Origin of the sequence: Paenibacillus methanolicus, assembly GCF_008124765.1 — a bacterium.
Lineage (GTDB): Bacteria > Bacillota > Bacilli > Paenibacillales > Paenibacillaceae > Paenibacillus_Z > Paenibacillus_Z methanolicus.
Genome location: NZ_VNHS01000011.1, coordinates 102,310 through 125,438, shown reverse-complemented (window position 1 = coordinate 125,438; position 23,129 = coordinate 102,310). Strand labels below are relative to the sequence as shown.

Genomic DNA, 23,129 nt, shown 5'->3' with positions numbered 1-23,129 from the left:
GATGACAATGCCCATTAAACGAATGAATATCGGCGGCGAAGGACTGAATCGTTTCTTCGGACCGCTGGAGGCCCGCATTATGGATGCGCTGTGGTCTTCCCCCGGCTCGAGCATTAAGGAAGTCCGGACGATTCTGAACGGAGAAAGCCCGATCACGGTGAATGCGGTCATGACGGTCATGAACCGGCTGCTGGATAAAGGTCACCTGACTAAGGTCCAGACCGGAACCGGACGGACGCGGGTGGCGAAGTTCAGCCCGGTGCAGACGCGGGAGCAGTTCCTAACCGAGCAGACGCGGGAAGTATCCGTAGGCTTAATCCAGGAGTATGGCGATCTGGTCGTCACCCATATGATCGATGCGTTGGACGATGCCGACCCCGACATCATTGCGAAGCTTGAACGCAAGCTCAGCGACTTGAAGAACGGGCGCCGGCGATGAGATCCGAGACGAAGCTTCGAGGGATTTACGGGCTGATGATCCTTTTCGTCACGGCTATTGTCGCGCAAATGGGCTTCTTCCTCGCTCACCAGTTCCGTCATGGAGCTGTCCATGGCGTCCAGTTCCATTACGTTCTGATCGATCTCGTCATCGCGTATACAATTGGCCGGATCATCTGGCGGTTCGTCCGGCAGTGGCATCTATCGAGAAAGTGGCTCGCTCGATTCGGCGCGATGAAGCATGACAAACACACTAAGCGTCTGCGTTACAAGTATCGCGTGTGGGGAACGGAACTCATCGTCGTTCAAAGCGAGGCGTTCGTTGCGCTGACGATCGGGCTGCTGCGGCCCCGGATCGTCGTCTCGACCGCGGTGCTCGGCATGTTCGACGACAAGGAGATCCAAGCGATTCTGTTGCACGAAAGGCATCACTGCCGCAACCGCGACAATATGAAGCTGTTCGTGTCGACGTTGCTGATGGACGGGTTTCGCTATTTGCCCATCGTGAAGCCGATTCTAACCTACTATAAAACGTGGCAGGAGCTGTTTGCCGATCGAGCGGTTATCCGGGGCATGGGTACGACGCTGCATCTCGGTCAAGTGCTGATCAAGCTGGCCAAGCACGGACGAACGATGCATGTCGAGCCGGCCGTGCATTTTGAAGCGAGCGCGATGCATTACCGGATGCTGCAGGTGCTGGAACCGGATCGGCCGGTCAAGGTTCCGATCGCCTTACTGCGCCCGCTGCTGGCCTCCTGTTCGATCGTGATGCTCCTGATGCTAGGCGGGGATTCCTAATCCCTTTTTTTGAGCAACGATACTACAATGTGTAGTATGAATCTAGGAGGACGTGAGGACGGGGACACAAAAGGATTGGGGGAATGAAAACGATGCACAATGAGTTGATCCATTTAGGGCCGATCACGATTTACGGCTACGGTTTGATGATCGCGATCGGCGTTCTACTGGCCTATCGGGTGTTAGCTTATCGGGCGGAGAAGCAGCGGTTTGCGCTGAACCATGTCACTGCTTTGACGATGTGGAGTTTGCTGGGAGGCGCTGCGGGCGCCAAGCTGCTGTATTGGATGACCATCATCCCGGACATTCGGAACAATCCCCGCATCCTGCTCGACTTCTCGCAAGGGTTCGTCGTGTACGGCGGTATTGTCGGCGGCCTGCTGGCCGGATATATGTATTGTCGCAGGAACAACCTCAAGTTTCTGCAATACGCGGATCTGTTCGTGCCTTCCGTGGCTTTGGCGCAGGGCTTCGGCAGAATCGGATGCTTTCTTGCCGGCTGCTGCTACGGGGAAGAGACGCACCATTGGTACGGCGTAACGTTTCACGACTCCGCCTATGCGCCGAACGGCGTGCCGCTCGTGCCGACGCAGCTGCTGGAGAGCGCGTTGAACTTCGGCCTCTTCTTCCTGCTGATCCGGTGGGGGAGAGGGGCGAAGGCGGACGGTCTTATCGCGGGGATCTATCTGACTCTCTATGCGCTAGGGAGGTTCTTGATCGAATTTGTCCGGGGCGATGTCGTGCGGGGGCATGTCGGCGTCCTCTCCACCTCGCAATGGATCGCGCTCGGTATGGTCGCGCTGGCGGGGCTCATCCTATTCATTCAGCTGCGTGATCGCAAAGGCGCGTCTGCTGCCCGGAGCTAGTCGAGGTTTGGCGGCCGGTTCCTGTTGGCATCGTCTAAAAAAGGCTCTCCCACCGTCATTCCATGACGTAGGAGAGCCCTTTTTTTATGGGACGATCCAAGGACATGAGATTCCCTGAATCGAATCGCCGTACTCTTAAGCCGCAAAAAAAATTAGCGGGATGAAAGTTCATCCCGCTAATGACTGCTAAGCTTAATGACTTATTACGCGTTGTTGTTCGCGATCATTTGGCGAAGTACCGTTTGGAGGATACCTCCGTTACGGTAGTAGTCGACGTCGACCATGGAGTCGAGGCGGACGCGTACCGGGAATTCGAACGTCGTGCCGTCTTCGCGCGTCGCGATGACTTGAACCGCTTGGCCTGGCTGTACGTCGTTCGTCAAGCCGACGATGTCGAATTTCTCGCGGCCCGTGATGTTCAGCGTTTTCCAGCCGTTGCCCTCTTGGAACTGAAGCGGCAGAACGCCCATGCCCACGAGGTTGGAACGGTGGATCCGCTCGAAGCTCTCGGCGATAACCGCTTTGACGCCGAGCAGGTACGTGCCTTTCGCCGCCCAGTCGCGGGAGCTGCCTGTACCGTATTCTTTGCCTGCGATAACGACGAGGTTCTGGCCATCGGCTTGGTATTTCATCGAAGCGTCATAGATGGACATGACTTCTTCCGTCGGCAGGTGAGTCGTTACGCCGCCTTCCGTACCTGGAGCCACTTGGTTACGGATACGGATGTTCGCGAACGTACCGCGCATCATGACCTCGTGGTTGCCGCGGCGGGAACCGTACGAGTTGAAGTCGACTTTGCTTACGCCGTTCGCTTGCAGGTATTCGCCCGCAGGGCTGTCGCCTTTGATGTTACCCGCCGGCGAGATGTGGTCCGTCGTAACGGAATCGCCGAGCAGGGCAAGCACGCTTGCGCCTTTGATATCGGCCATGTCGCTGATGCCTTGGCCGATGTTCTCGAAGAACGGCGGGTTCTGGATGTACGTCGATTTCGCGTCCCACTCGTAGCTTTCGCCTTGTGGCACATCGATCGCGTTCCAACGCTCGTTCTGCGTAAATACGTTCGCGTATTTCGCGCGGAACGTATCCGGGCTCATCGCGATGCCGATCGCGTCCGCGATCTCTTGGTTCGTCGGCCAGATGTCTTTCAGGTAAACCGGAACATTGTCCGCATCGTAGCCGATCGGATCTTTCGTCAGGTCGATGTTCACGGTGCCGGCCAGCGCGTAAGCGACGACGAGCGGCGGGGAAGCGAGGTAGTTCGCTTTTACCTGCGCGTGAACGCGGCCTTCGAAGTTACGGTTACCGGACAGTACAGCCGCAACCGTCATGTCGTTGTCGGCAATCGCTTTGCTGACTTCATCCGGCAGCGGACCGGAGTTACCGATGCATGTCGCGCAGCCGTAACCCGCAACATGGAAGCCGAGCGCTTCGAGCGATTCGAGCAGGCCGGCTTTCTCCAGGTAGTCCGTAACGACCAGGGAGCCTGGCGTCAGGGAACTCTTCACGTAAGCCGGTTTCTTCAGACCGCGCTCGACCGCTTTCTTCGCCACGAGGCCCGCGCCCAGCATAACGCTCGGGTTGGACGTGTTCGTGCAAGACGTGATCGCCGCGATCACGACGGCGCCCGTGCCCATTTTGCTCAACGCGCCGTTCGGGTGCTTCACTTCGACGACTTCTTCGATTTTGTTATCGGAGAGGCCGTAGCCGCCTTTGTCGATCGGCGTGCGAATGATGTCGTTGAACGAATCTTTCATGCTCGTCAGCTCGACGCGGTCTTGCGGACGTTTCGGGCCGGCCAGCGACGGCACAACCGTCGACAGGTCAAGCTCGAGGATGTCGGTGAAGACCGGATCCGGCGTCGCGTCCGTACGGAACATGCCTTGTGCTTTATAGTACGCTTCGACAAGCGCGATTTGCTCTTCGGTGCGGCCCGTGTTGCGCAGGAAGCGGAGCGCTTCGTCGTCGACCGGGAAGAAACCGATCGTCGCGCCGTATTCCGGAGCCATGTTGGCAACCGTCGCGCGGTCTTCGAGGCCGATATTGGAGAGGCCTGGGCCGAAGAACTCGACGAATTTGCCGACAACGCCCTTCTTGCGAAGAATTTGGGTTACGGTCAGCGCCAAGTCGGTTGCCGTCGCGCCTTCCGCCAGGTTGCCCGTCAGGCGGAAGCCGATAACTTCCGGCGTGACGAAGTACAGCGGTTGGCCGAGCATGCCGGCTTCCGCCTCGATGCCGCCGACGCCCCAGCCGACTACGCCAAGACCGTTGATCATCGTCGTATGGGAGTCCGTGCCGACGAGGGAATCCGGATATACGACCGTCTCGCCGCCGACTGTCTTCGTTGCCGCTACGGATGCCAGGTACTCCAAGTTAACTTGGTGAACGATACCCGTGCCCGGCGGTACCGCGCGGAAGTTGTCGAACGCCGTTTGCGCCCAGCGCAGGAAACGGTAGCGTTCTTCGTTGCGTTGGAATTCGACGTTCATGTTGTACTCGAGCGCTTCCGGGCTGCCGAACGCGTCAACCATGACCGAGTGGTCGATAACGAGATCGACCGGCACGAGCGGGTTGATTTGTTTCGGGTCGCCGCCCGATTTCTTCACGGTGTCGCGCATGGCCGCCAAGTCGACGACGACCGGTACGCCGGTGAAGTCCTGCAGGACGATACGGGCAGGAATGAACGGAATTTCTTTGTCTTCGCGGCCGTCGGCCCACGTTGCCAGTTGTTTCACGTGTTCCTTCGTGATCGCGCGGCCGTCGAATTGGCGAACGGCAGCCTCGAGCAGTACTTTAATGGAGAAAGGCAGTTTCGAGATGTCGCCGAGACCTTGTTTCTCAAGCTCTGGCAGCTGGTAGTAAGCGTACGACTTTCCGCCAACTTCCAGCGTGGAACGAACGGAGTACTCGTTTTGTTGGGACATGGTTGGGTGAGACCTCCTAAATATAATAATGTAAGTGCATCTATGGCCAACTTCCGAATCGCGCCCTTGGGCGGCGGAAGCATGGGCGTCGTGGGGAAGCGCGCGAATAACCGGACAACCGCACGGGCTACCGTCATGAAGAACGATAGACAGCAATTTCATCCAGCTAGTTTCACTACGCAAAACATGATTTCAAAATTTCCTCGTTCTTAGTATACCGCGAATCCGTACGTTTCGTAAAGATGATTCCTTGGATTTCCGCCGCTTGCGGGCAGAATTACGACCGCCGCAACCATTCCTCATGATTTTGCCCGAAAGCTCATATAATGAACCAACTTTGCCCGCCAGAAAAAATGGTCGCAGGGAGGTTGTCGTCATGCCGCGAGCAGGAAACAGAACGAAGAGAACGGTCAAACGCCCCGCATCGCCCAAGCCGCAAGCGTCCATCAGTTCGACGGATCGCCGCGCAGCCGCGGCGGCGATCGAGCCGGAAGGATGGAAGGGCGCGCTGCGCCAGTATGTCCAGCTGTACAATCAGGCCGAGATCGACCGATACGCCCCGGCATTCGAAACGCTGCTCCGGGATCCCGACCATTTGGCCCGCTATGGCTCCAAGCTGGCAAGGTTGAAGGAAGCGGAGCTGCTGCGGGGCGCGATTCCCGGCAAAAGCGAGACGAAGGTGGAGATCGAGCGGGTCAGCGAATCCGCCTCCGGACGCGAGGTGATCGTGCTGCTCAAGCTGCACATCTCCCGCGCGGTCGAGCAGCTCGGCCGGACGTATACCGAATACCGCGCCGAACGCGAGCGCATCTGGCTCTCCCGCGAAGGCGGCGAGTATCGGATTACGCGCATCGAGCCGAGTTTGTCCGAGCGTCGCCCGCGGTACGCGCTGCGCGACCCGCTGAGCGCAGCCGCGGACGCGTTCTTCGAAGAGGACGTCGACGGAGCCGCTTTCGCAACGGGGTCGAAGCCTTTCATAAATTACGATGTCTTATCGGGCTTCAAGCCTTCGCGCGGCATTCGTTACCGCCGGGATCTAGCCGCGGAATATGCCGATCGGTGGTGGAACGAAGCGAATCCCGCGTACGAGAATTTCGAGGTAAACTGCACGAATTATGTATCCCAGTGCCTCTTTGCAGGCCAAGCGCCGATGAACTATACTGGTAAAAGGGATTCCGGCTGGTGGTACAAGGGCCGCGCCGGAGGCCGCGAATCGTGGAGCTACAGCTGGGCGGTGTCGAACGCGCTGCAGATATATTTGGGCGCGACGAGACGCGTCGGCCTGAGGGCGGAAGCTGTCGAATCGGCGTCGGAGCTGGCGCTCGGCGACGTCATTATGTACGACTGGAGCGGCGACGGCCGGTTCCAGCATTCGACGATCGTGACGGCATTCGACGCCAGCGGCATGCCGCTGGTGAACGCGAACACGGTTCCAAGCCGGCACCGCTATTGGGACTACAAGGATTCCTACGCGTGGACGGAACAGACGCGGTACCGATTCTTTCATATAGCCGATGAGTTTTGACGCGCATGCGCTTGGAATTGAAGCCGATCTGCATGGAGGTCAGTGAAAGAGGGAAATTATACGTAACCGGAGGATTAGCTCATGGGGAAGAAAGTGCGCGTTGGACTCGTTTACGGGGGACGCTCGGGCGAACATGAAGTTTCGCTGCAAACCGCGCTCGCGGTCATGAAAGCCTTTAACTACGATAAGTACGAAATCAAACCTTTCTATATTGGAAAGACCGGGGAATGGCGCTCCGGACAGACGCTGCTGGCAGCGCCGACGGAGCTCGAGCTGCTTCGCCTCGCGGGCGGCGACTCCGCTTCGGGCACGGAAGCGCTCATGCCGGTATTCGACAGCGCCCCGGCGTTGGCGGACGGCGCGGACGCGAAGCCGCTGGACGTGATCTTCCCGCTGCTGCACGGCACGTTCGGGGAGGACGGCACGATTCAAGGACTGTTCGAGATGGCTAATATTCCTTATGTGGGCGCCGGCGTTCTGGCTTCGGCCGTCGGCATGGACAAGATTCTCATGAAGAAGGTGTTCGCTCAGGAAGGCCTCCCGCAATGCGTGTTCCGGTATTTCAACCGGACCCAGTGGGAGAAGGACCGCGCGTTCTTTATCATGGAGATTGAAGTGGCGCTCGGTTATCCGTGCTTCATCAAGCCGGCCAACCTCGGATCGAGCGTCGGCATCTCGAAGGCGCGCAACCGCGAAGAACTGATCGAGGCCGTCGATTACGCGTTCCGCTTCGACCGCAAAGTCATCGTGGAGGAGTTCGTCGACGCCCGCGAGATCGAGGTCAGCGTGCTCGGCAACGACGAACCGCGCGCTTCCGTGCCGGGCGAGATCGCGTCCTCCAACGAGTTCTACGATTATAAGGCGAAGTACGTCGACGGCAAGTCGCAGATGCATATTCCGGCCAACATTCCGGCCGAGACCGCGCAGGCGGTGCGCGAGATGGCGATCCGTGCGTTCCAGGCGATCGACGGCTCCGGACTGTCCCGCGTCGACTTCTTCATGCGCAAAGACGACGGCGCGCTGTTCATCAACGAGGTCAACACGATGCCGGGCTTTACGCCGTACAGCATGTATCCGCTGATGTGGAAAGAAACGGGCGTCTCCTATCAGGAGCTCCTCGACACGTTGATCGAGCTGGCCGTCGCCCGCCATGCGGAGAAGCAGCGCATCGATTACGGCGGCGGCAATTAAGGGTAGCTGCACTTATTACGTACACCATGCTGGCGGCGGATATTCCGCCGCCGCTTCATTATGCGCCCCGCTTCGGGGCATCCTTGTACATAACGGCATCGACAGGACAAGCCGTCCGGCCTCGACCGCGCTTAACATGCCGGGAGAGGGACGGCGCATGCAAAATCGAACACATGGAGGTTGGACGATGGGATTCCAAACGGAGTTTAATTCGGTCTGCAAATTCAAGTCCGCGCAAGAGCTGTACGAGCTGCTCGAGTACGGCAAGGGCAAAATGATGAAAAGCGGCTTCCGCGTCTTCCCGGCCGGTCAGAAAGTCATCGCCTACACGCCGGAGAACGAAGCGATCGCGATCGTGCGCATTCTGGCCTCCATCGCGGAGATTAATTTTCAGGGCGAGGAAGTCACCCAAGTGGAGATGGAGCTCGTCCGCAAGCTGACGGAGGAGGAAGCGCGCGTGCAGACGGCGCTCGCCTACGAGATGTTCTTCGGGGAGCAGGGCGCATGATTGTCCGCTTCGGCTTCGTCGCCATGACCACGCTGCTGCCGAACAAGTCGCCGTCCAAGACGATGACGTACGCCAATTTCACGAAACTGGCCGATAGGGAGGCCGGCCTCCGCAAGCTTACGCGGATCGCCGAAGAGAATTTACACAATACGCTCAAGGTCATGCGGCACGCCGTGGCTCACGATATCAAGATGTACCGTTTCTCGTCCAAACTCATACCGCTCGTCACGCATGAAGAATTCGCGGATTGGTCGCCTTGGCCGGATCTGCGCCCGTCGTTCCAAGCGATCGGCGCGTTCGCGAAAGAGAAGGGAATGCGCGTCTCGTTCCATCCGGACCACTTCTGCGTCTTCAGCACGCCGCGGCCGGAAGTGCTGGCCAAGTCGAAGGAAGACATGGAGTACCATGTGCGGATGCTGGAGGAGATGGGGCTGGACGAGTCGACCAAATGCAACATCCACGTGGGCGGCGCCTATGGCGACAAGGCGAAGTCGCTAGCCCGGTTCATCGAGCAGTTCGGCGCGCTGCCGGACCGGCTCCGCAACCGCATCACGCTCGAGAACGACGACAAGACGTTCACGCTCCGCGAGACGATCGAAGCGGCAGAAGCGGTGCGCACGCCGGCCGTGCTCGACCTGCATCATCACGCCGTCAACAACGGCGGCGAGAGCGACGCCGCGCTGTACGGGGAGCTGTGGCCGCGCATTCTCCGCACGTGGGATTGGCAGGGCGGAGCGGCGAAACCCGGGCGCGAGCTGGTCGCCGCGGGAGCGTCGCGAGCCGGAGACGGCGGAAGCGCGAATCGTCAGGGTGCCGAAGAGGCGGCCGGCGCGCCGGTCAGCTCCGAAGGCCGCTTGGCGCCGAAGCTGCATCTCTCGAGCCCCAAGAGCGAGCGCGAACCGCGCGGACATGCGGACAACGTCGAGGCCGAGCCGGTGCTTCGATTCCTCCGGGAGGTGGCGGGCTCCGTCAATCAGCTGGACTGCATGCTCGAAGCGAAAAACAAGGACGGAGCGGTCATTGCCCTCATGGAGGATATGAAGCGGCTCGCGGCGGCGGGCCAAGGCATTCGCATTCTCGACGGGGCTACGATCGAGGTCGTGTGAATGACGCCGAAGGACATTGCGAGTTGCGGACGAGGACGTTCGGCGACGCGCAATGTCTTTTTTCATGCGCGCCGCAGGGTAGCGGACTGGCGGGCGGTTGGAGTAAAATGAAATACGCGGAGGAGAAGATGCCGCCGCTTGCGCGCGATCCGGGACCGGTTGTCCGCCGGATAGGACGAAACTTTGCGCCATGGGGGGCGTATAGTAGTAAAAGCTTCGAAAGCGTTTGAGGCCTGCGAGAGCAGAGCCGAACTTTGAGGAAAGTGGTGTAGGCCGTGAGTGATCAGCAGCAACCCGCCGTGGGAAGCAAAAGCTTTACCGCCGTGGCCATCAATTGCGCCGCGAAAGCGGGCGAATGGATCAAGACGAAACTCGGTAATCATACAAGCTTATCGTTGAAATATTCCGCGCAGGACTTGGTGACGGAGGTCGACAAAGGTTCGGAGAAATTGATCCGCAGCCTGATCCAGACGCATTTTCCGCATCATTCGTTCCTGGGCGAAGAAGGCGTCCAGCCGGGACCGGAAGCGTCCGCGAAGGCGCTGCAGAGCGTGCGGGACGCCGAATATCTGTGGATCGTCGATCCGCTCGACGGCACGACGAATTTCGTGCACGGCTTCCCGTTCTTCTCGGTGTCCATCGCGCTCGCTCATCGAGGCGAAGTCATCGTCGGCGTCGTCTACGACCCGATGCGTGACGAGCTGTTCGTCGCCGAGAAGGGCAAAGGCGCGTACGTGCACGGCAAACGGATGACGGTCGCCAACGACGATGCGATGAAGCAGAGCTTGATCGCGACCGGCTTCCCGGCCGACCCATCGTTCGCGCTGCCGCTCAATATGCGCGGATTAGCGGCTGTGGCGCCGGAAGTCCGCAACATCCGCTCGGGGGGCTCGGCCGCGCTGCACCTGGCTTACGTGGCGGCCGGCCGGCTGAGCGGCTTCTGGGAGATCGGCTTGAACGCCTGGGATTTGGCGGCCGGCGCGCTGTTGGTGACCGAATCCGGCGGACAAGTGACCGATACGAAGGGCAACGCGTACGACCTGGGCGTGCGCCACGTGGTAGCGTCGAACGGGCATATTCACGAGGAGTTCCTCGGTATCTTGGCCAAGGCGGACGCGGCGGGATAGAAGAAGAGCGTCTGCACCGTCTTAACGGCGGTGCAGACGCTCTTTCGTCTCTTCGGCTGAGATGCTCTCTCGCGCGAGTGATTAGGATGGGCGGCGATTAACGCGCCAGCTGACGGAGCGCGTTGTCGGCCGCTTCGATCGTGAGATCGATATCGGCTTCCGCGTGCGCGGTCGTCAGGAACCACGCCTCGTACTTGGACGGCGCGAGGCAGATGCCTTGCTCCAGCATAAGCCGGAAGAATTGCGCGAATGCTTTGCCGTCCGTATCCTGCGCTTCGTCGTAGTTCGTGATCGGATGCGCGCAGAAGTGCGTCGAGAACGAGCCGCGGATGCGATTGACCGTCAGCGGGACGCCGTGGCGGTCGGCCGAATCCTTGATCGCATCCGCCAGCTTCGCGGCAAGCAGATCCATCCGTTCGTAGACGCCTGGCTGCTCCAGCACCTCGAGGCAGGCAATGCCGGAGGAGATCGAAGCCGGGTTGCCGGCCATCGTGCCCGCCTGGTAAGCCGGTCCGAGCGGCGCGACCTGCTCCATCACGTCCTTACGGCCGCCGTAAGCGCCGATTGGCAGACCGCCGCCGATGATTTTGCCGAGCGCGGTCAGATCGGGCTCGATCGCGGCATGGTCCGGGAACGCGCCGAACGTCTGGGACGTGCCGTAATGGAAGCGGAAGCCCGTTATGACTTCATCGTAAATGACGAGCGCGCCGGCTTCGCGAGCCATGGCGCATAGGCCTTCGAGGAAACCCGGCTTCGGCATAACCATGCCGAAGTTGCCGACGATCGGCTCGACCATGACGGCCGCGACGTCGTCGCCCCAGCGCTCGAGCGCCTGCTTTAAGCCGTCCAGATCGTTGAACGGCACGGTGATAACTTCGCTGGCGATGCTCGTCGGGATGCCGGCGCTGTCCGGAATGCCGAGCGTGGAAGGACCGGAACCTGCCGCGACGAGCACGAGATCGGAGTGACCGTGGTAACAGCCGGCGAACTTGATGATCTTGTTGCGCTTCGTATAGGCGCGGGCGACGCGGATCGTCGTCATGACCGCCTCGGTGCCGGAGTTGACGAAGCGGACCTTGTCGAGGGACGGGATCGCCGACTTCAGCTTCTTGGCGAGCGTAATCTCGAGCTCGGTCGGCGTGCCGTACAGCACGCCGCTCTCGGCCGCGCGCGTAATGGCCGCCGTAATGTGCGGATGGGCATGTCCGGTGATGATCGGGCCGTACGCGCATAGGTAGTCGATGTAGCGGTTATCGTCGACGTCGTAGAAGTAGGCGCCTTGCGCGCGCTTCATGAAGACGGGCGCGCCGCCGCCGACCGCCTTGAACGAGCGGGACGGGCTGTTGACGCCGCCGACGATATGCTGCAGCGCCTCGGCGTACAGCTGTTCGGAACGTGGTCGTGAAGTAGTCATAGGTTGAGGAACCTCCTTGGATAGATGTATAGTACCGGCGGAACAAGCGAGCCGGACGTTGAACGGGCATAAGATGCCGATTGGTGCCGGTGATGAAGCGCGGTCCGCGCCAGCACACGGAAGATAGGCAAGCGCGCCGCCGGCGGTCATGATTGCATTTATCAGTGTACCTCATTCGGAAGCGGAACGGAAAGCGCGCCCGTTAACGCATGAAAGAAGGGACGGCCCGCGTTGGCGGACCGTCCCTCGACCTGCTATTATTGACTGGCATGCCGTATCCCGCAAAGGGATTAGTTGCTCGTACCGTTCTCCGCCGCTGCCGGCTCTTCCGTGCCGTTCGTCGTGGTGGCGCCGTCCGTGCCTTCAACCGGGACGGCCGGCGTCTTGGTCTTCATGAGCTCATCCTGCACGAACTGGTGTAGGGCGTCTTCGTCGCGCACCGAGAGGACCGAAGCGCCGCTAACTTTGCGGTCGCCGATCAGATCCATCGGCGGCACCTGCGCGGAACCTTCCATCGAGATGCCAATGCCGAGCTGGCCGAGTTTCATCATGTCGGATACGTCCAGGTTCGACTTCACATAAGGCGCCACGCTCTCGACGATCTCCTTCATCTTGAGCAGGCTCCAGCCGGACTTCAGCTTGTCGGCGACGGCCGAGAGCAGATTGCGCTGGCGTTCGGTACGGGTGAAGTCGCTCATCGCGTCGTGGCGGAAGCGGACGTACTGCAGCGCTTTGTCGCCGTCGAGATGCTGCTGCCCCTTCTCCAAGTGGATATCGTACCGATTGCCGTCCGCGTTATCGACGTAATTCATGTTCTTCTCGACGTAGAAGTCGATGCCGTCGATCGCGTCGATGAGCGATTTGAATCCTTCGAAATCGGTATACACATAATATTGAATATTGAGATCGAGCAGATCGCCGATCGTCTTCATCGCCAGGTTCGGGCCGCCGAGCGCGAGCGCCGTATTAATGCGGCCTTCGCCGTGGCCTTCGATCTCGACGTACGTATCGCGCAGCACCGAGAACAGATGGCCTTTCTTCGTGACCGGGTCGATGGAGGCGACGAGCATGGAGTCGGAACGGGCTTGGTCGTTCTCCTTCAAGCCGCGGTTGTCGCCGCCCATTAGCAGGATGTTGACGCGCTCGGTGCCTTCCCATTCGTCGGGCTTGAGCGTCTCGTCTTCGACATGGTCGCCGATCGGAATTTGCGGTTTGTCGTTATTGAGGCTGTCCAGTCCCCGGTAGGCGCCGAAAGCTTGGTAGCCCATATAGCCGGCGAACACGAGAATCAAGAGGCCGATCGTCAGAAGAGGCCATTTCCAAGGCCGTTTCTTCTTGGCCTTCGCCTTCTTTTCTTTCATAGCTTCAACGCGAGACATAAGGTATCTCCCACTCCATTCGTTTCTTTTAGAGGTTGTACATAAAGTCGGCAATTGATCACGTAGCAGAGCAAGGCGTAACTCAGCGTCGAATCTTGCGTTTCAGGCTTGAAGTCCGGTGCTCATTTAGGTTGGCCTAAACTCCGCTCCTCCTTCTTCGCCTTCACGCATCCTTCTCGGTGCTGAATTGTCGACTTTCTGTACTCGCACTTATAGATAAGGATATGATGATTTCGGCTGCATTTACCTTCTATCAAAACTATTGTAGTATTACATATCATAAAATTATAGATGGCCTTATCGGATGGAATCAAGTTTTATATATTAACAACGAAATCGGTAGATATTTCCCAGGAAATGTCGAAAGCGGAAAAGAGGGATGGAATCCACATGCTTGCGATTGATGTGCAGGATTTACGCAAGGAGTTCAGCGTGCAGCGCAACCGCGAAGGTCTCGGCGGCGCGCTCAAGGATTTGTTCAAGCGGGAGTACAATCAGATTCGCGCGGTCAAAGATATTTCGTTCCAAATCCCGCAGGGCGAAATTTGCGGCTACATCGGCGAGAACGGGGCGGGCAAGTCGACGACGATCAAAATGCTGACCGGCATTCTCGTGCCGACTGCGGGCCGTATACAGGTCAACGGATTCGTTCCCTATAAGGAAAGAGAAAAATTCGTGCGCGGCATCGGCGTCGTCTTCGGGCAGCGAAGCCAGCTGTGGTGGGACATTGGCGTCATCGAGTCGTTCCAGCTGCTGCGCAAAGTGTACCGCGTGTCGGAAGCCGATTACCGCAAGCGGCTGGACGAACTGGTCGAACGGCTGCAGCTGGCCGAGCTGCTGAACCGTCCGGTGCGGAAGCTGAGCCTCGGCCAAAGGATGCGCTGCGAGCTGGTCGCTTCGCTGCTGCACAACCCGTCGATTCTGTTCCTCGACGAGCCGACGATCGGTCTCGACATCGTCGTGAAGACGGAAATCCGGGATTTCCTGAAGCAGATGAACAAGGAGCACGGCACGACTATTTTGCTGACGACCCACGATCTGCAGGATATCGAAGCGCTCTGCTCGCGGGTTATCATGCTCGACGACGGCCGGATCATCTACGACGGCGGGCTCGACGAACTGAAGGCGCGCTGGAGCAAAGGACGGGAGATCCACTTCCAGTTCGGCAACCAGCCGGAGCTGGCCAAGCTGCGCGAGCGGACGAACGATCTGGACGGCATCGTCTGGTCGATCGACAACGAGCTGACGGCCAAGATGTGGCTGCCGCACGCGGTCAACGTGTCGGACGCGCTGTCGCGCGTCGTCGGCGGAGGCTCGGACATTCGCGATATTAAGATCGTCGAGACGAACACGGACGAAATCGTGCGCGAAATTTACCAGTCGGGCTCCGCGTCGAAGGAGGCGACCGAGAAGCTGGCGCAGGCGTCGGACGAAGGCGCATCGGGAAGCGGCAAGGCGGACGGAACGGCGGCGGAGGGCGAGAAGGAGCCGGTGAACCATGCTTAGCGCCTATATGGACCTTATCCGGATCCGGTTCATCATGATGCTGGCGTACCGGGTCAACTACTATAGCGGTATACTCATCTATACGCTGAACATCGGCGCGTATTATTTCCTCTGGCAGGCGATCTACAATAACCAGACCGAGCTTGGCGGCTTCACGCTGGCCCAGATGACGACGTACGTCGCGGTATCGTGGATGGCGCGGGCATTCTATTTCAACAATCTCGATCGGGAGATCGCGAACGAAATCCGCGACGGCAGCGTGGCGATCCAGTTTATCCGGCCGTATTCCTACTTGATGGTCAAAATGATGCAGGGCTTCGGCGAGGGGATCTTCCGGCTGGTGCTGTTCATGGCGCCGGGCATGGTGCTCGCGTGCCTGTTGTTCCCGGTCAGTCTGCCGACCGATCCGGGCACATGGGCGCTCTATCTGGTCATGCTGGCGTTCAGCTTCCTCATTAACTCGCAGATCAACATGCTGACCGGCCTGTTCGCGTTCTTCGTCGAGAACAACGAGGGGATGCTGCGGATGAAGCGGGTGCTCGTCGACTTGTTCACCGGCGTCGTCGTTCCGATTTCGCTGTTCCCGGGTTGGCTGGAAGTGCTCATGAAATGGCTGCCGTTCCAGGCGATCACGTATTTGCCGAGCTCGGTCTTCACCGGGCGGACGACCGGCGTCGACGCCTGGCACGTGCTGCTGCTGCAGGCGATCTGGTTCCTCGTGCTGATCGTTCCGATTCTGTGGGTATGGCGAAAGGCGCGGACGCGGCTGTTCGTGCAAGGAGGTTAAACGAAGCTCATGTTCTATGCGACCCTGCTATGGGAATATATGAAGAATTACGCGAAGACGCGGCTCACCTACCGGGCGGATTTTTGGCTCGAGGTGCTGTCGGACCTGATGTTCCAAGGACTTAATCTGATTTTCATCCTGATCGTGTTCCAGCATACGCCGACGCTCGGCGGCTGGTCGGAGGCCGAAGTCGTGTTCGTGTACGGATTCTTCATGGTGCCGTACGGCATCTTCACGACGTTCTTCAACCTGTGGAACTTCAGCGAGCGGTATATCGTCAAGGGCGAGATGGACCGGGTACTGACGCGGCCGGCGCACAATCTGTATCAGATTCTGCTCGAAAATATCGACCCGCCGTCCTTGATCGGCTCGGCGGTCGGCCTCGTCATCATGGGGCTGAGCTGGTCGCAGCTGGGTCTTCCGTTCGAGGTGCTCGATCTGGTCATGCTGCTCGTGTTCGTCATCGGCGCGGTTATGATCTATGCGGGGCTGTACACGGCGCTGACGGCGATCTCGTTCTATTCGGACGCGCCGACGGGCATCCTGCCGCTCATGTACAACATCCAAGGGTACGGGCGTTACCCGATCAATATTTATAATAAAGCGATCCGTTTCCTGCTGACCTGGCTGCTGCCGTTCGCATTCGTAGGCGTCATTCCGGCGTCGTATTTCCTGGGCCGCAACGAGGACGGCTTGTCGACGCTCGCGCTGTACACGCCGCTCGTCGGCGCGATCGTGCTGGTCATCGGGCTGACCATTTGGAACCGGGGGATCAAGCGGTACCGGGGCGCGGGCTCGTAGGTAGGATAAGCGCGAGCGACGCTCGGACGCGCAGATGCGGATGATGCACGGTACGCGAATAACGGAGAACCCGCGGGCGTTGGCGATCCGGTTTTAGTTTTGGGGCAAGAGGAGAAAGAGGTTGTGGATGATGGGAGCAAACAAGGCGAAGGCGGCGCTCGGCAAGAAGGCGCCGAATTTCACGCTGCCGGCCGCGAGCGGCGGGAACGTGTCGCTGAAGGATTATCTTGGGCGGAAGGTCGTGCTGTTCTTCTACCCGAAGGATTTGACGACGGCGTGCACGACGGAAGCGTGCGACTTCCGCGACGCGATGCCGGATTTCACGGAGCAGGGCGCGGTGCTGCTCGGCATCAGCATCGACGATGTCGCGACGCACGAGCGTTTTATCGCGAAATACGAGCTGCCGTACGAGCTGTTGGCCGACACGGACCATAAGGCGTGCGAGCTGTACGGCGTCTGGCAGCTGAAGAAGCTGTACGGGCGGGAGTATATGGGGCTCGTGCGCTCGACGTTCCTGATCGACGAGAAGGGTAAGCTCGTCCGCGAGTGGCGCAACCTGCGCGTAAAAGGCCATGTGGACAACGTGCTGCAGGCGGTGCGCGGGGAATAGAGGAATAGGCGGAGAGGGCTGTCTCTTAAGAGGCGGCTCTTTTTGTCATGCAGGAAAGTAAGGGTTTCGCCTCTATACAACAGCAGCCTCTTTGTCTCCGGAATGTATCGCGCATCGCCGCAAAAGGCAGCGCAGCCGTTTCACCTTGTCGTGCTTCCTCCTAATCTACCTTTCTAGCAGGTGTAAACCGCGCCGGATATGGCGAGACTGGTAGAAAAGGAAACTAGCGAAAGGGATGTGGGTAGAGATGATACCGCAGCCATGGAAGAACGACACGGAAGCGCAGCAGGTCGGAGACGGACGGGGGACGGACAATTGGCCGGAGGCGTCGGGGCAGCTGTTGCGTCTGATGATGAACAGAGTGAACACGGTGCTGCTGGGCAAAAGCGAGGTCGTCGCGCAGACGTTCGCGGCGCTGCTGGCCGGCGGCCACGTGCTGCTGGAGGACGTGCCGGGCGTCGGCAAAACGATGCTCGCCCGCGCGATCGCGCGCGTGATGGGCGGGGACTTCCGTCGCATTCAGTTTACGGCGGATTTGCTCCCTGCGGACGTCGTGGGCGGACTGATCTGGGACGGCAAGCGCGGGGAGCTGGTGTTCCGCCAAGGCCCGCTCATGGCGAACATCGTGCTGGCCGACGAGATCAACCGGACGCCGCCGCGGACGCAATCGGCGCTGCTGGAGGCGATGGAGGAGCGCAGCATTACGGCCGACGGAGAGACGATGCCGCTGCCGGATCCGTTCATGCTGATCGCCACGCAAAATCCGCTGCGCGACGACGGCACGTATCCGCTGCCGGAGGCGCAGCTGGACCGCTTCCTTATGCGGCTGTCGATCGGCTACCCGTCGCCGGAGCACGAGGTGCAAATGCTGGAGAACGCGCCGCCGCGTCCCGCGCCCGAGCAGCTGCGTCCGGTCATCGTGCCGCAGGAATGGGTGCGCATGCAGCGGGACGCGCAGTCGGTGCACGTGCACCCGGCGCTGCTCGGGTATGCGGTGCAAATCGCGAACGCGACTCGTTCGGCGAAGGAACTGGCGCTCGGCGCAAGTCCGCGCGCGTCGCGGGATTGGGTGCGCGCCGCGCAGGCGACCGCCTATATGGAGGGGCGGCGGTTCGCGCTGCCGGACGATTTCAAGCGGACGGCCGAGGCTGTGCTGGCGCACCGCCTCGTGCTGCGCGACGAGGCCGCCGCGTCCGGCATGAACGCGGGCGAGGCGCTCGGACGCCTGCTTGCCGCGGTGCCGGTGCCGGCTCCCGGCGCGGAAGGCGGTCGGCGCCGATGAGCGGGCGGTCGGCGAAGGGCGGAGTTCGCGGTTCCGCAGGGTCGGGCGGTGGAGATAGGGTCGTCGCGGGGAACGGAGCCGGGAGGGGGGCGGCAGGCAGCGGAGGAGCACGGGGTCATGGAGAAGCGCGGGTAAGGGGCGCGGGACAACGCGATCTTCGTCGGGAACGGCCGGTTCGCACCCGGCACGGCGCCCGGTTCATGCTGCTCGCGTTCGCTGCCGTCGCCGGCTGGGCGGCGCAGGGGCGGGGAGGCGCGGCGGAATGGCTGCTGTTCGCGGCCGCTGCCGCCGCTGCGGCCGTCGCCTGGGTCGTCCCTTACCTGGGGGCCGGACGGATAACGGCGGAACGCAGCGTGGAATCGGGCCGGCCGGAGGATGGCGGCCAGCTGACGGTTCGGCTGACGATTCGCGCCAGTCTGCCGATGCCGCTGATGTGGGTGGCGGTCGGCGAAGAGATTCGGAATTTATCGGCTTCCGGCGAGAACGGCTTGGAGGCCCGATTCGTCTATGTGCCCTGGTTCAGCCGTACCCGGACGTTGACGTATACGGTCAGCGGCCTGCGGCGCGGGGAGCTGGCGTTCGACGGGCCGACCGTCGCGTGCGGCGACTTGCTCGGCATGACGGCGAGAACCTTCTACCCGGCCTGCTCCGGCAGCGTAACGGTACGTCCCCGACCGCCTCGGGGCGAGAATGCGAATCCGCCGGGCGGGGCGATGCCGGGCGGCGTCGATGCCGGGGGCGCCGGCGCCGCTGCAGGCGCGGCCGCCTGGCAGCGGGACAGCCGCGTCCGGCTTCAGCCGGGCGCGAGCCCGCAGACGCGCATCTACCGGCCGGGCGATCCGCTGCGGCTCGTCAGCTGGCGGGCGATGGCCCGGGGGCTCGGCATGCAGACGCGCGTCGGCAGCCCGGAGCCGCCGGGCGAGATCGCGCTGCTGCTCGATATTTCGGCCGCGTCCTATGCGGGGAGCGACCGGCAGTTCGACGCCGCCGCCGGGCGGGCCGCCGCCGCGCTGCGGGAAACGGTCGCCGCGGGGCGCAGCGCGACGCTGCTGGCCGGCGGACGCCGGTGGCGCGTGCGCGCCGGAGACGGGGCGGCCCTGCTGGCCGCCGAGGAAGCGCTGGGGCAGCTGCGCGTAAGCGGCGAGATCCGCTTGGACGAGTGGCTGCCGGCCGCGTTGGCCGGCCTGCCGCGCGGAGCGGACGTCGTCTGCGTGACCGCCGACCCGCGCTCGATCAACCCGGCGGCGGGATACGGGGCGCGCGCCGGGCGAGCGGCCCGGAGGGCCGCCCGGAATGAAGCGGCGGGGCACGCGGCGGACGGCAGACCGGCGATGCCGGGAAGCCTGGGAGCGGGGTTTGTCCGCGGTGCGGACTTGAAGGCGGGCGATGCCGCGGGATTGGCGGGAGGCTCGGGAGCGATGGCGGACGTAGGGCCGGGCTTTGCGGCTGATCGGGAAGCAAAGCCGGGGATCGTGCGGGCAGGGACTGTTGAGGATTGGGAAGCGGGAGCGAACACGGTGGCTGGGCATGCGGAGGCTGACGCGTGGGCAGTGGCGATGGCAGGTCGGGAGGCCGTCGCGCAAGCGGAGGCTGCTGAGAAAGCGGGCATGGCGGGCGGCGTTGAGGCGAATGCGAGCGCGCGGCTGCCGCGAGAGGCGGAAGCGAAGATGACGGACGCGCCGATGGGTAGCGCGGAGAAGAATGCGGCGCTCGATGCGCGGCTAGAAGGAAGCTCGGAACGTCAAGCGGGCGACCCGCCTGTAGCCGCTGGAGAGACGGCGTTCAAGCCGGATCGGGGCGGGGAGTACGCGCGCGGCCTTGACCGCGAATTCGCGCAGATGCGCTCGGCAAGCGATGTGGGTCGCAAAGCGAAACGCCGGCGGGATGCGAAGGCCGACGCTGCCGCTATCGAAGGCATGGAACGGATGGCGGCTTCCGCCAAATGGGTGCAGTCGCGAGGCGGCACGTTCCACCTCTGGCTGGGGATCGGCAGCGCCGCAGGGCAGTCGGAGGCGTGGATGCAGACCGCGGGCGGCGCAGGGATGCGGGTAGTGCCGCTCAAGCTGACGGATTCTTATTTAGCTGAACCGGTCGTAACGGCGGTTCGGGAGGAAGGAGCGGCGGGACATGGACGAACATAGCATGCGGCAGATGCCGGCAGCGGGCGGTATTCGCGGGCGGCGCTCGCGCGCTCGCGCGGAGAAGCTGGAGCTGATCGCGTTCTTCGGCCCGATGACGCGGCGGCTGCTCACGACGGCGCTGTTGTTCGGGCTGTTCATGGAATGGCTGCTGCCGCTCGCGCAGCTGAGCGAATACACGGAGCTGTACCGGATCGGCCCGGTTGCCGCCGCGATCGGGGGCTTCTTGGCGGTCGGCCTGTTCATGCCGCCCGTCGCGATTTCGTTCGCGGCTAACGCGCTGGTCGTCGTACTATCGGTCAGTCTGATCTACGCTTCGCATGCAGGTTCGCCCGCGGCCGCGCTGCTGCGCATCGCCAATGCGGTACAGTCGGATGCGCTGCTGCTCGCGCAGGGTTCGCTCGCGTTCAGCGGGGAGACGCGCACGCTGCTGCTCGTCAGCGGGCTCGGGATGATGGCCGCGGCGATCCAGTCGCTGGTCTGGCTCCGCCAGTGGGGCCTGGGCTTGACGGGCATTACGCTTGTCTATTTGATGCTGCTGCACAGCTTCCTCGGATTTGACGTGTTGGCCGCCGTCGTACGCACGCTGGCGGAAGGCTTGCTGCTGCACGGTCTGCTGCTCGCGCCCCGGCTGGAGCGGCTGATGGGCGCGCCGACGCCGGTCCGAGGCGATGATAGCGGCGAGGTGCTAGGCTGGTCCGCCCGTTGGTGGCTGGGGGCGTGCGGGATGACCGTCCTGCTGCTGGCGGCCGGCGGAGCGGCGGCGTTCGGCCGGCCGTCCGAGAACGTCGCCGCTCCTTGGGCGCGCGAGACGATCGCGTGGGGACAGACGCATCTGACGGAAGAGGCGATCGCGGTCGCGATCCGGGATCGAAGCCTCGAAGCGTTCCTGACGTCGCCGAAAGGCGGGGCTAACGGCTCGACGGGGTATGGCTTCGACGATGGCGAGCTGGGCGCGCCGATCCGGACGAAGCAGGAGGCGCTCTTCATGGTTCGGGCGGAGGAAGCGGTCTATCTGCGCGGCGAGAGCAAGAGCCGTTACGACGGGCGAGGCTGGCTGGCGGAGCCGGATCGGCTGGAGACGCGGTCCGTCGGGCAGTCGTACGCGGAAGGCGAGGCGGTCTCGGCCCTTGTGGGCGATAGGATGGGGACGATGGCTTCCGGCGCGGCGGATGCGGGATCGGCGGCTGCCGACGCGGTCGAGATCGCGGTTCGCGCCCTGCGGCCGGAGCCGGGCTGGCCGCTGATGAGCGCCGGTCCCTCTTCGATCGTAACGGCGATGGCGCTGGACGGCACGGGCGATGAAGCCGGGACGTATCGATTCGATCCGGAGTCGGGCGCGCTGTTCCCGGCCGGAGTCGCGGCGATCGCGTCGTATACGGTCGAATCGCGCGTGCCGAAGGAAGATCCGCGGTTGCTGCGCGAAGCGCAGATCGGCGCGGACGATCCGGAGGCGATCCGCCGGGTATACACGGCGCTGCCGGCCACGCTTCCGAAGCGGATCGCGGAGCTGGCGGATTATGCGGCGACCGGCGGCGGTGGCGTTCGCTACGACACGGTGAAGGCGATCGAATCGTTCTTGAAGAGCACGTACGCATATACCCGCCGCGAAACGGACGTGCCGCCGGCCGGCGCGGATTTCGTGGACGACTTCCTGTTCAATCAAAAGCAGGGGTACTGCGTTCATTTCGCCACGGCGATGACGGTGCTGCTGCGGGCCGAGGGGATTCCGGCCCGCTACGTGAAAGGATTCGCGCCGGGCCAGCCGGCTTCGGCGGAGGCGCAGACCCCGGCCGAGGCGGCGGGACTTGGCGCCGAGGGCCGGTTGTACATCGTGCGGGCGAGCGACGCGCACGCATGGGTGGAGGTGTATTTCGGCGGCGTCGGCTGGGTGGCGTTCGACCCGACGCCGGGCATTACGGCGGCGGGCATCGAAGCCGCCGCGGTCGCCCGCGCCGAAGCCTCGGCCGCCGCGCTGCGCGGGCCTGACGCGGCGGCGGGCGAAGCTGCCGCCGCGCAGGGCGCTTCGCGCGTCGCGGGCATCGCCGCGCGCGCGGAGCAGTGGGGGGCGGCGGTGGCGGACGCCGCCCGAGGGGTTACGCGCGAGGCGGGCACGCTCGCGCGGGAAGCCGCCGGCGCAGCCGCGGCGCGGCCGTGGGCCGCGGCCGGGCTGGCCGCAGGCGCCATCGCCGCCGCCATCGCGGCGGCGGCGGCATGGCGCGGACGCGAACGCGCGGCGTTCGCGGGGGCGCTGCGCCGGTACGGCAGCGCGCTTGGCGCGGGCCGGCATCTCGCGGCCCGCGGGCACTTCCTCGCGCTCGCCGACCGGCTCTGGCGCGAGCTGGGCGAGCGCTGCGGCCCCCGGCCAAGCACCGGGACCGCGCGCGAGTACGCGGCGGCGCTTCGCCTGCCGCCGGAGGCCGCCGGCCTGCTCGCCGAGTTCGTCCGGCTCGACGAGCAGGCGCGGTACGCCGCCGATTGGACGCGGCTCCCGGCGGCGGACGAGCTTGGCCGGCTCGTCGTCGCGATTCAGGCGATCGGCCGGCAATAAAACAGAGGAGGCGGCTCGATTCAGAGCCGCCTCCTCTTCGTCATTCTAATGTTCCGCCGTGCCTCGCGGCCCTTCGCGTAACAGATTGTTCACGATCCGCCGCCGTGCCGTTCGTTCGGGCCATTCGCGCCGCGGCGTTCTCGCGCATCAGCGCGTCGCGTGCGGCGTTATCGCTTTAAAC

Annotated in this window: 18 protein-coding genes; 15 read left to right on the top strand and 3 right to left on the bottom strand. The window is 62.5% G+C overall.

The window, feature by feature from the left end:
- The first annotated feature begins 7 nt into the window (after nt 1-7).
- From BCM02_RS26565 to BCM02_RS26555, 3 genes are all read left to right on the top strand, one after another.
- On the top strand, nt 8-439 hold the full coding sequence (locus tag BCM02_RS26565; RefSeq protein ID WP_148932169.1) for a BlaI/MecI/CopY family transcriptional regulator: 432 nt from the start codon (nt 8-10) through the stop codon (nt 437-439).
- Nucleotides 436-1,236, top strand: a complete 801-nt coding sequence (locus BCM02_RS26560) for a M56 family metallopeptidase (RefSeq protein WP_148932168.1) — start codon at nt 436-438, stop codon at nt 1,234-1,236. Before BCM02_RS26565 ends, BCM02_RS26560 begins: the two co-directional genes overlap by 4 nt.
- Nucleotides 1,237-1,319: 83 nt before the next feature.
- Entirely contained in the window at nt 1,320-2,102 is a 783-nt protein-coding gene (locus BCM02_RS26555; RefSeq protein WP_246183570.1) for a prolipoprotein diacylglyceryl transferase, read from the top strand.
- A gap of 203 nt (nt 2,103-2,305) precedes the next feature.
- On the opposite strand, the gene acnA is transcribed toward BCM02_RS26555, so the two are convergent.
- Nucleotides 2,306-5,023, bottom strand: a complete 2,718-nt coding sequence (gene acnA, locus BCM02_RS26550; protein ID WP_148932167.1) for an aconitate hydratase AcnA — start codon at nt 5,021-5,023, stop codon at nt 2,306-2,308.
- Nucleotides 5,024-5,399: 376 nt separating this feature from the next.
- Here acnA and BCM02_RS26545 point away from each other — a divergent pair, with 376 nt between their 5' ends.
- From BCM02_RS26545 to BCM02_RS26525, 5 genes are all read left to right on the top strand, one after another.
- On the top strand, nt 5,400-6,548 hold the full coding sequence (locus BCM02_RS26545; protein ID WP_148932166.1) for an amidase domain-containing protein: 1,149 nt from the start codon (nt 5,400-5,402) through the stop codon (nt 6,546-6,548).
- A gap of 81 nt (nt 6,549-6,629) precedes the next feature.
- A complete protein-coding gene (locus BCM02_RS26540; protein ID WP_148932165.1) occupies nt 6,630-7,739 on the top strand; it encodes a D-alanine--D-alanine ligase in 1,110 nt (369 codons plus the stop codon).
- A gap of 187 nt (nt 7,740-7,926) precedes the next feature.
- A complete protein-coding gene (locus tag BCM02_RS26535) occupies nt 7,927-8,247 on the top strand; it encodes a hypothetical protein (RefSeq protein WP_148932164.1) in 321 nt (106 codons plus the stop codon).
- Complete coding sequence (uvsE, locus tag BCM02_RS26530) at nt 8,244-9,353, top strand: UV DNA damage repair endonuclease UvsE (protein WP_148932163.1); 1,110 nt, start codon at nt 8,244-8,246, stop codon at nt 9,351-9,353. The genes BCM02_RS26535 and uvsE overlap by 4 nt, the downstream gene beginning before the upstream one ends.
- Nucleotides 9,354-9,628: 275 nt before the next feature.
- Complete coding sequence (locus BCM02_RS26525; protein ID WP_148932162.1) at nt 9,629-10,480, top strand: inositol monophosphatase family protein; 852 nt, start codon at nt 9,629-9,631, stop codon at nt 10,478-10,480.
- Nucleotides 10,481-10,577: 97 nt separating this feature from the next.
- Here BCM02_RS26525 and BCM02_RS26520 read toward each other — a convergent pair whose 3' ends face one another.
- Both BCM02_RS26520 and BCM02_RS26515 read right to left on the bottom strand, forming a co-directional pair.
- The gene (locus BCM02_RS26520; protein WP_148932161.1) at nt 10,578-11,894 is read right to left on the bottom strand and encodes a glutamate-1-semialdehyde 2,1-aminomutase; all 1,317 of its coding nucleotides are present in this window, start codon (nt 11,892-11,894) and stop codon (nt 10,578-10,580) included.
- A gap of 290 nt (nt 11,895-12,184) precedes the next feature.
- On the bottom strand, nt 12,185-13,273 hold the full coding sequence (locus tag BCM02_RS26515; RefSeq protein WP_246183569.1) for an LCP family protein: 1,089 nt from the start codon (nt 13,271-13,273) through the stop codon (nt 12,185-12,187).
- Between the two features lie 390 nt (nt 13,274-13,663).
- Here BCM02_RS26515 and BCM02_RS26510 point away from each other — a divergent pair, with 390 nt between their 5' ends.
- The 7 genes from BCM02_RS26510 to BCM02_RS26480 all read left to right on the top strand — a co-directional run bounded on the left by BCM02_RS26510 (nt 13,664) and on the right by BCM02_RS26480 (nt 22,948).
- Nucleotides 13,664-14,779 (top strand): ABC transporter ATP-binding protein, encoded by a 1,116-nt coding sequence (locus tag BCM02_RS26510; protein WP_148932160.1) that lies wholly within the window; start codon nt 13,664-13,666, stop codon nt 14,777-14,779.
- Nucleotides 14,772-15,566 carry an ABC transporter permease gene (locus BCM02_RS26505; RefSeq protein ID WP_148932159.1) on the top strand — a complete coding sequence of 265 codons (795 nt, stop codon included), beginning with the start codon at nt 14,772-14,774 and terminating at the stop codon, nt 15,564-15,566. Before BCM02_RS26510 ends, BCM02_RS26505 begins: the two co-directional genes overlap by 8 nt.
- Nucleotides 15,567-15,575: 9 nt before the next feature.
- Complete coding sequence (locus BCM02_RS26500; RefSeq protein WP_148932158.1) at nt 15,576-16,367, top strand: ABC transporter permease; 792 nt, start codon at nt 15,576-15,578, stop codon at nt 16,365-16,367.
- A gap of 127 nt (nt 16,368-16,494) precedes the next feature.
- Nucleotides 16,495-16,977: a thioredoxin-dependent thiol peroxidase gene (gene bcp / locus BCM02_RS26495; protein WP_246183568.1), complete on the top strand. Its 483-nt coding sequence runs from the start codon at nt 16,495-16,497 to the stop codon at nt 16,975-16,977.
- A gap of 247 nt (nt 16,978-17,224) precedes the next feature.
- Nucleotides 17,225-18,259 (top strand): AAA family ATPase, encoded by a 1,035-nt coding sequence (locus tag BCM02_RS26490; RefSeq protein WP_148932157.1) that lies wholly within the window; start codon nt 17,225-17,227, stop codon nt 18,257-18,259.
- Complete coding sequence (locus BCM02_RS26485; protein ID WP_148932156.1) at nt 18,256-20,400, top strand: DUF58 domain-containing protein; 2,145 nt, start codon at nt 18,256-18,258, stop codon at nt 20,398-20,400. The genes BCM02_RS26490 and BCM02_RS26485 overlap by 4 nt, the downstream gene beginning before the upstream one ends.
- The gene (locus BCM02_RS26480) at nt 20,387-22,948 is read left to right on the top strand and encodes a transglutaminase-like domain-containing protein (RefSeq protein WP_148932155.1); all 2,562 of its coding nucleotides are present in this window, start codon (nt 20,387-20,389) and stop codon (nt 22,946-22,948) included. The genes BCM02_RS26485 and BCM02_RS26480 overlap by 14 nt, the downstream gene beginning before the upstream one ends.
- Nucleotides 22,949-23,129 lie beyond the last annotated feature (181 nt).

Bases quoted from the DNA above. Each gene is read 5' to 3' on its own strand.
- BCM02_RS26510 (WP_148932160.1), top strand. From the start codon at position 13,664: ATGCTTGCGATTGATGTGCAGGATTTACGCAAGGAGTTCAGCGTGCAG.
- BCM02_RS26565 (WP_148932169.1), top strand. From the start codon at position 8: ATGCCCATTAAACGAATGAATATCGGCGGCGAAGGACTGAATCGTTTC.
- BCM02_RS26485 (WP_148932156.1), top strand. From the start codon at position 18,256: ATGAGCGGGCGGTCGGCGAAGGGCGGAGTTCGCGGTTCCGCAGGGTCG.
- uvsE (WP_148932163.1), top strand. From the start codon at position 8,244: ATGATTGTCCGCTTCGGCTTCGTCGCCATGACCACGCTGCTGCCGAAC.
- BCM02_RS26480 (WP_148932155.1), top strand. From the start codon at position 20,387: ATGGACGAACATAGCATGCGGCAGATGCCGGCAGCGGGCGGTATTCGC.
- BCM02_RS26490 (WP_148932157.1), top strand. From the start codon at position 17,225: ATGATACCGCAGCCATGGAAGAACGACACGGAAGCGCAGCAGGTCGGA.
- BCM02_RS26535 (WP_148932164.1), top strand. From the start codon at position 7,927: ATGGGATTCCAAACGGAGTTTAATTCGGTCTGCAAATTCAAGTCCGCG.
- BCM02_RS26560 (WP_148932168.1), top strand. From the start codon at position 436: ATGAGATCCGAGACGAAGCTTCGAGGGATTTACGGGCTGATGATCCTT.
- BCM02_RS26540 (WP_148932165.1), top strand. From the start codon at position 6,630: ATGGGGAAGAAAGTGCGCGTTGGACTCGTTTACGGGGGACGCTCGGGC.
- acnA (WP_148932167.1), bottom strand. From the start codon at position 5,023: ATGTCCCAACAAAACGAGTACTCCGTTCGTTCCACGCTGGAAGTTGGC.
- BCM02_RS26555 (WP_246183570.1), top strand. From the start codon at position 1,320: ATGAAAACGATGCACAATGAGTTGATCCATTTAGGGCCGATCACGATT.
- BCM02_RS26545 (WP_148932166.1), top strand. From the start codon at position 5,400: ATGCCGCGAGCAGGAAACAGAACGAAGAGAACGGTCAAACGCCCCGCA.
- bcp (WP_246183568.1), top strand. From the start codon at position 16,495: ATGATGGGAGCAAACAAGGCGAAGGCGGCGCTCGGCAAGAAGGCGCCG.
- BCM02_RS26515 (WP_246183569.1), bottom strand. From the start codon at position 13,273: ATGTCTCGCGTTGAAGCTATGAAAGAAAAGAAGGCGAAGGCCAAGAAG.
- BCM02_RS26505 (WP_148932159.1), top strand. From the start codon at position 14,772: ATGCTTAGCGCCTATATGGACCTTATCCGGATCCGGTTCATCATGATG.
- BCM02_RS26500 (WP_148932158.1), top strand. From the start codon at position 15,576: ATGTTCTATGCGACCCTGCTATGGGAATATATGAAGAATTACGCGAAG.
- BCM02_RS26520 (WP_148932161.1), bottom strand. From the start codon at position 11,894: ATGACTACTTCACGACCACGTTCCGAACAGCTGTACGCCGAGGCGCTG.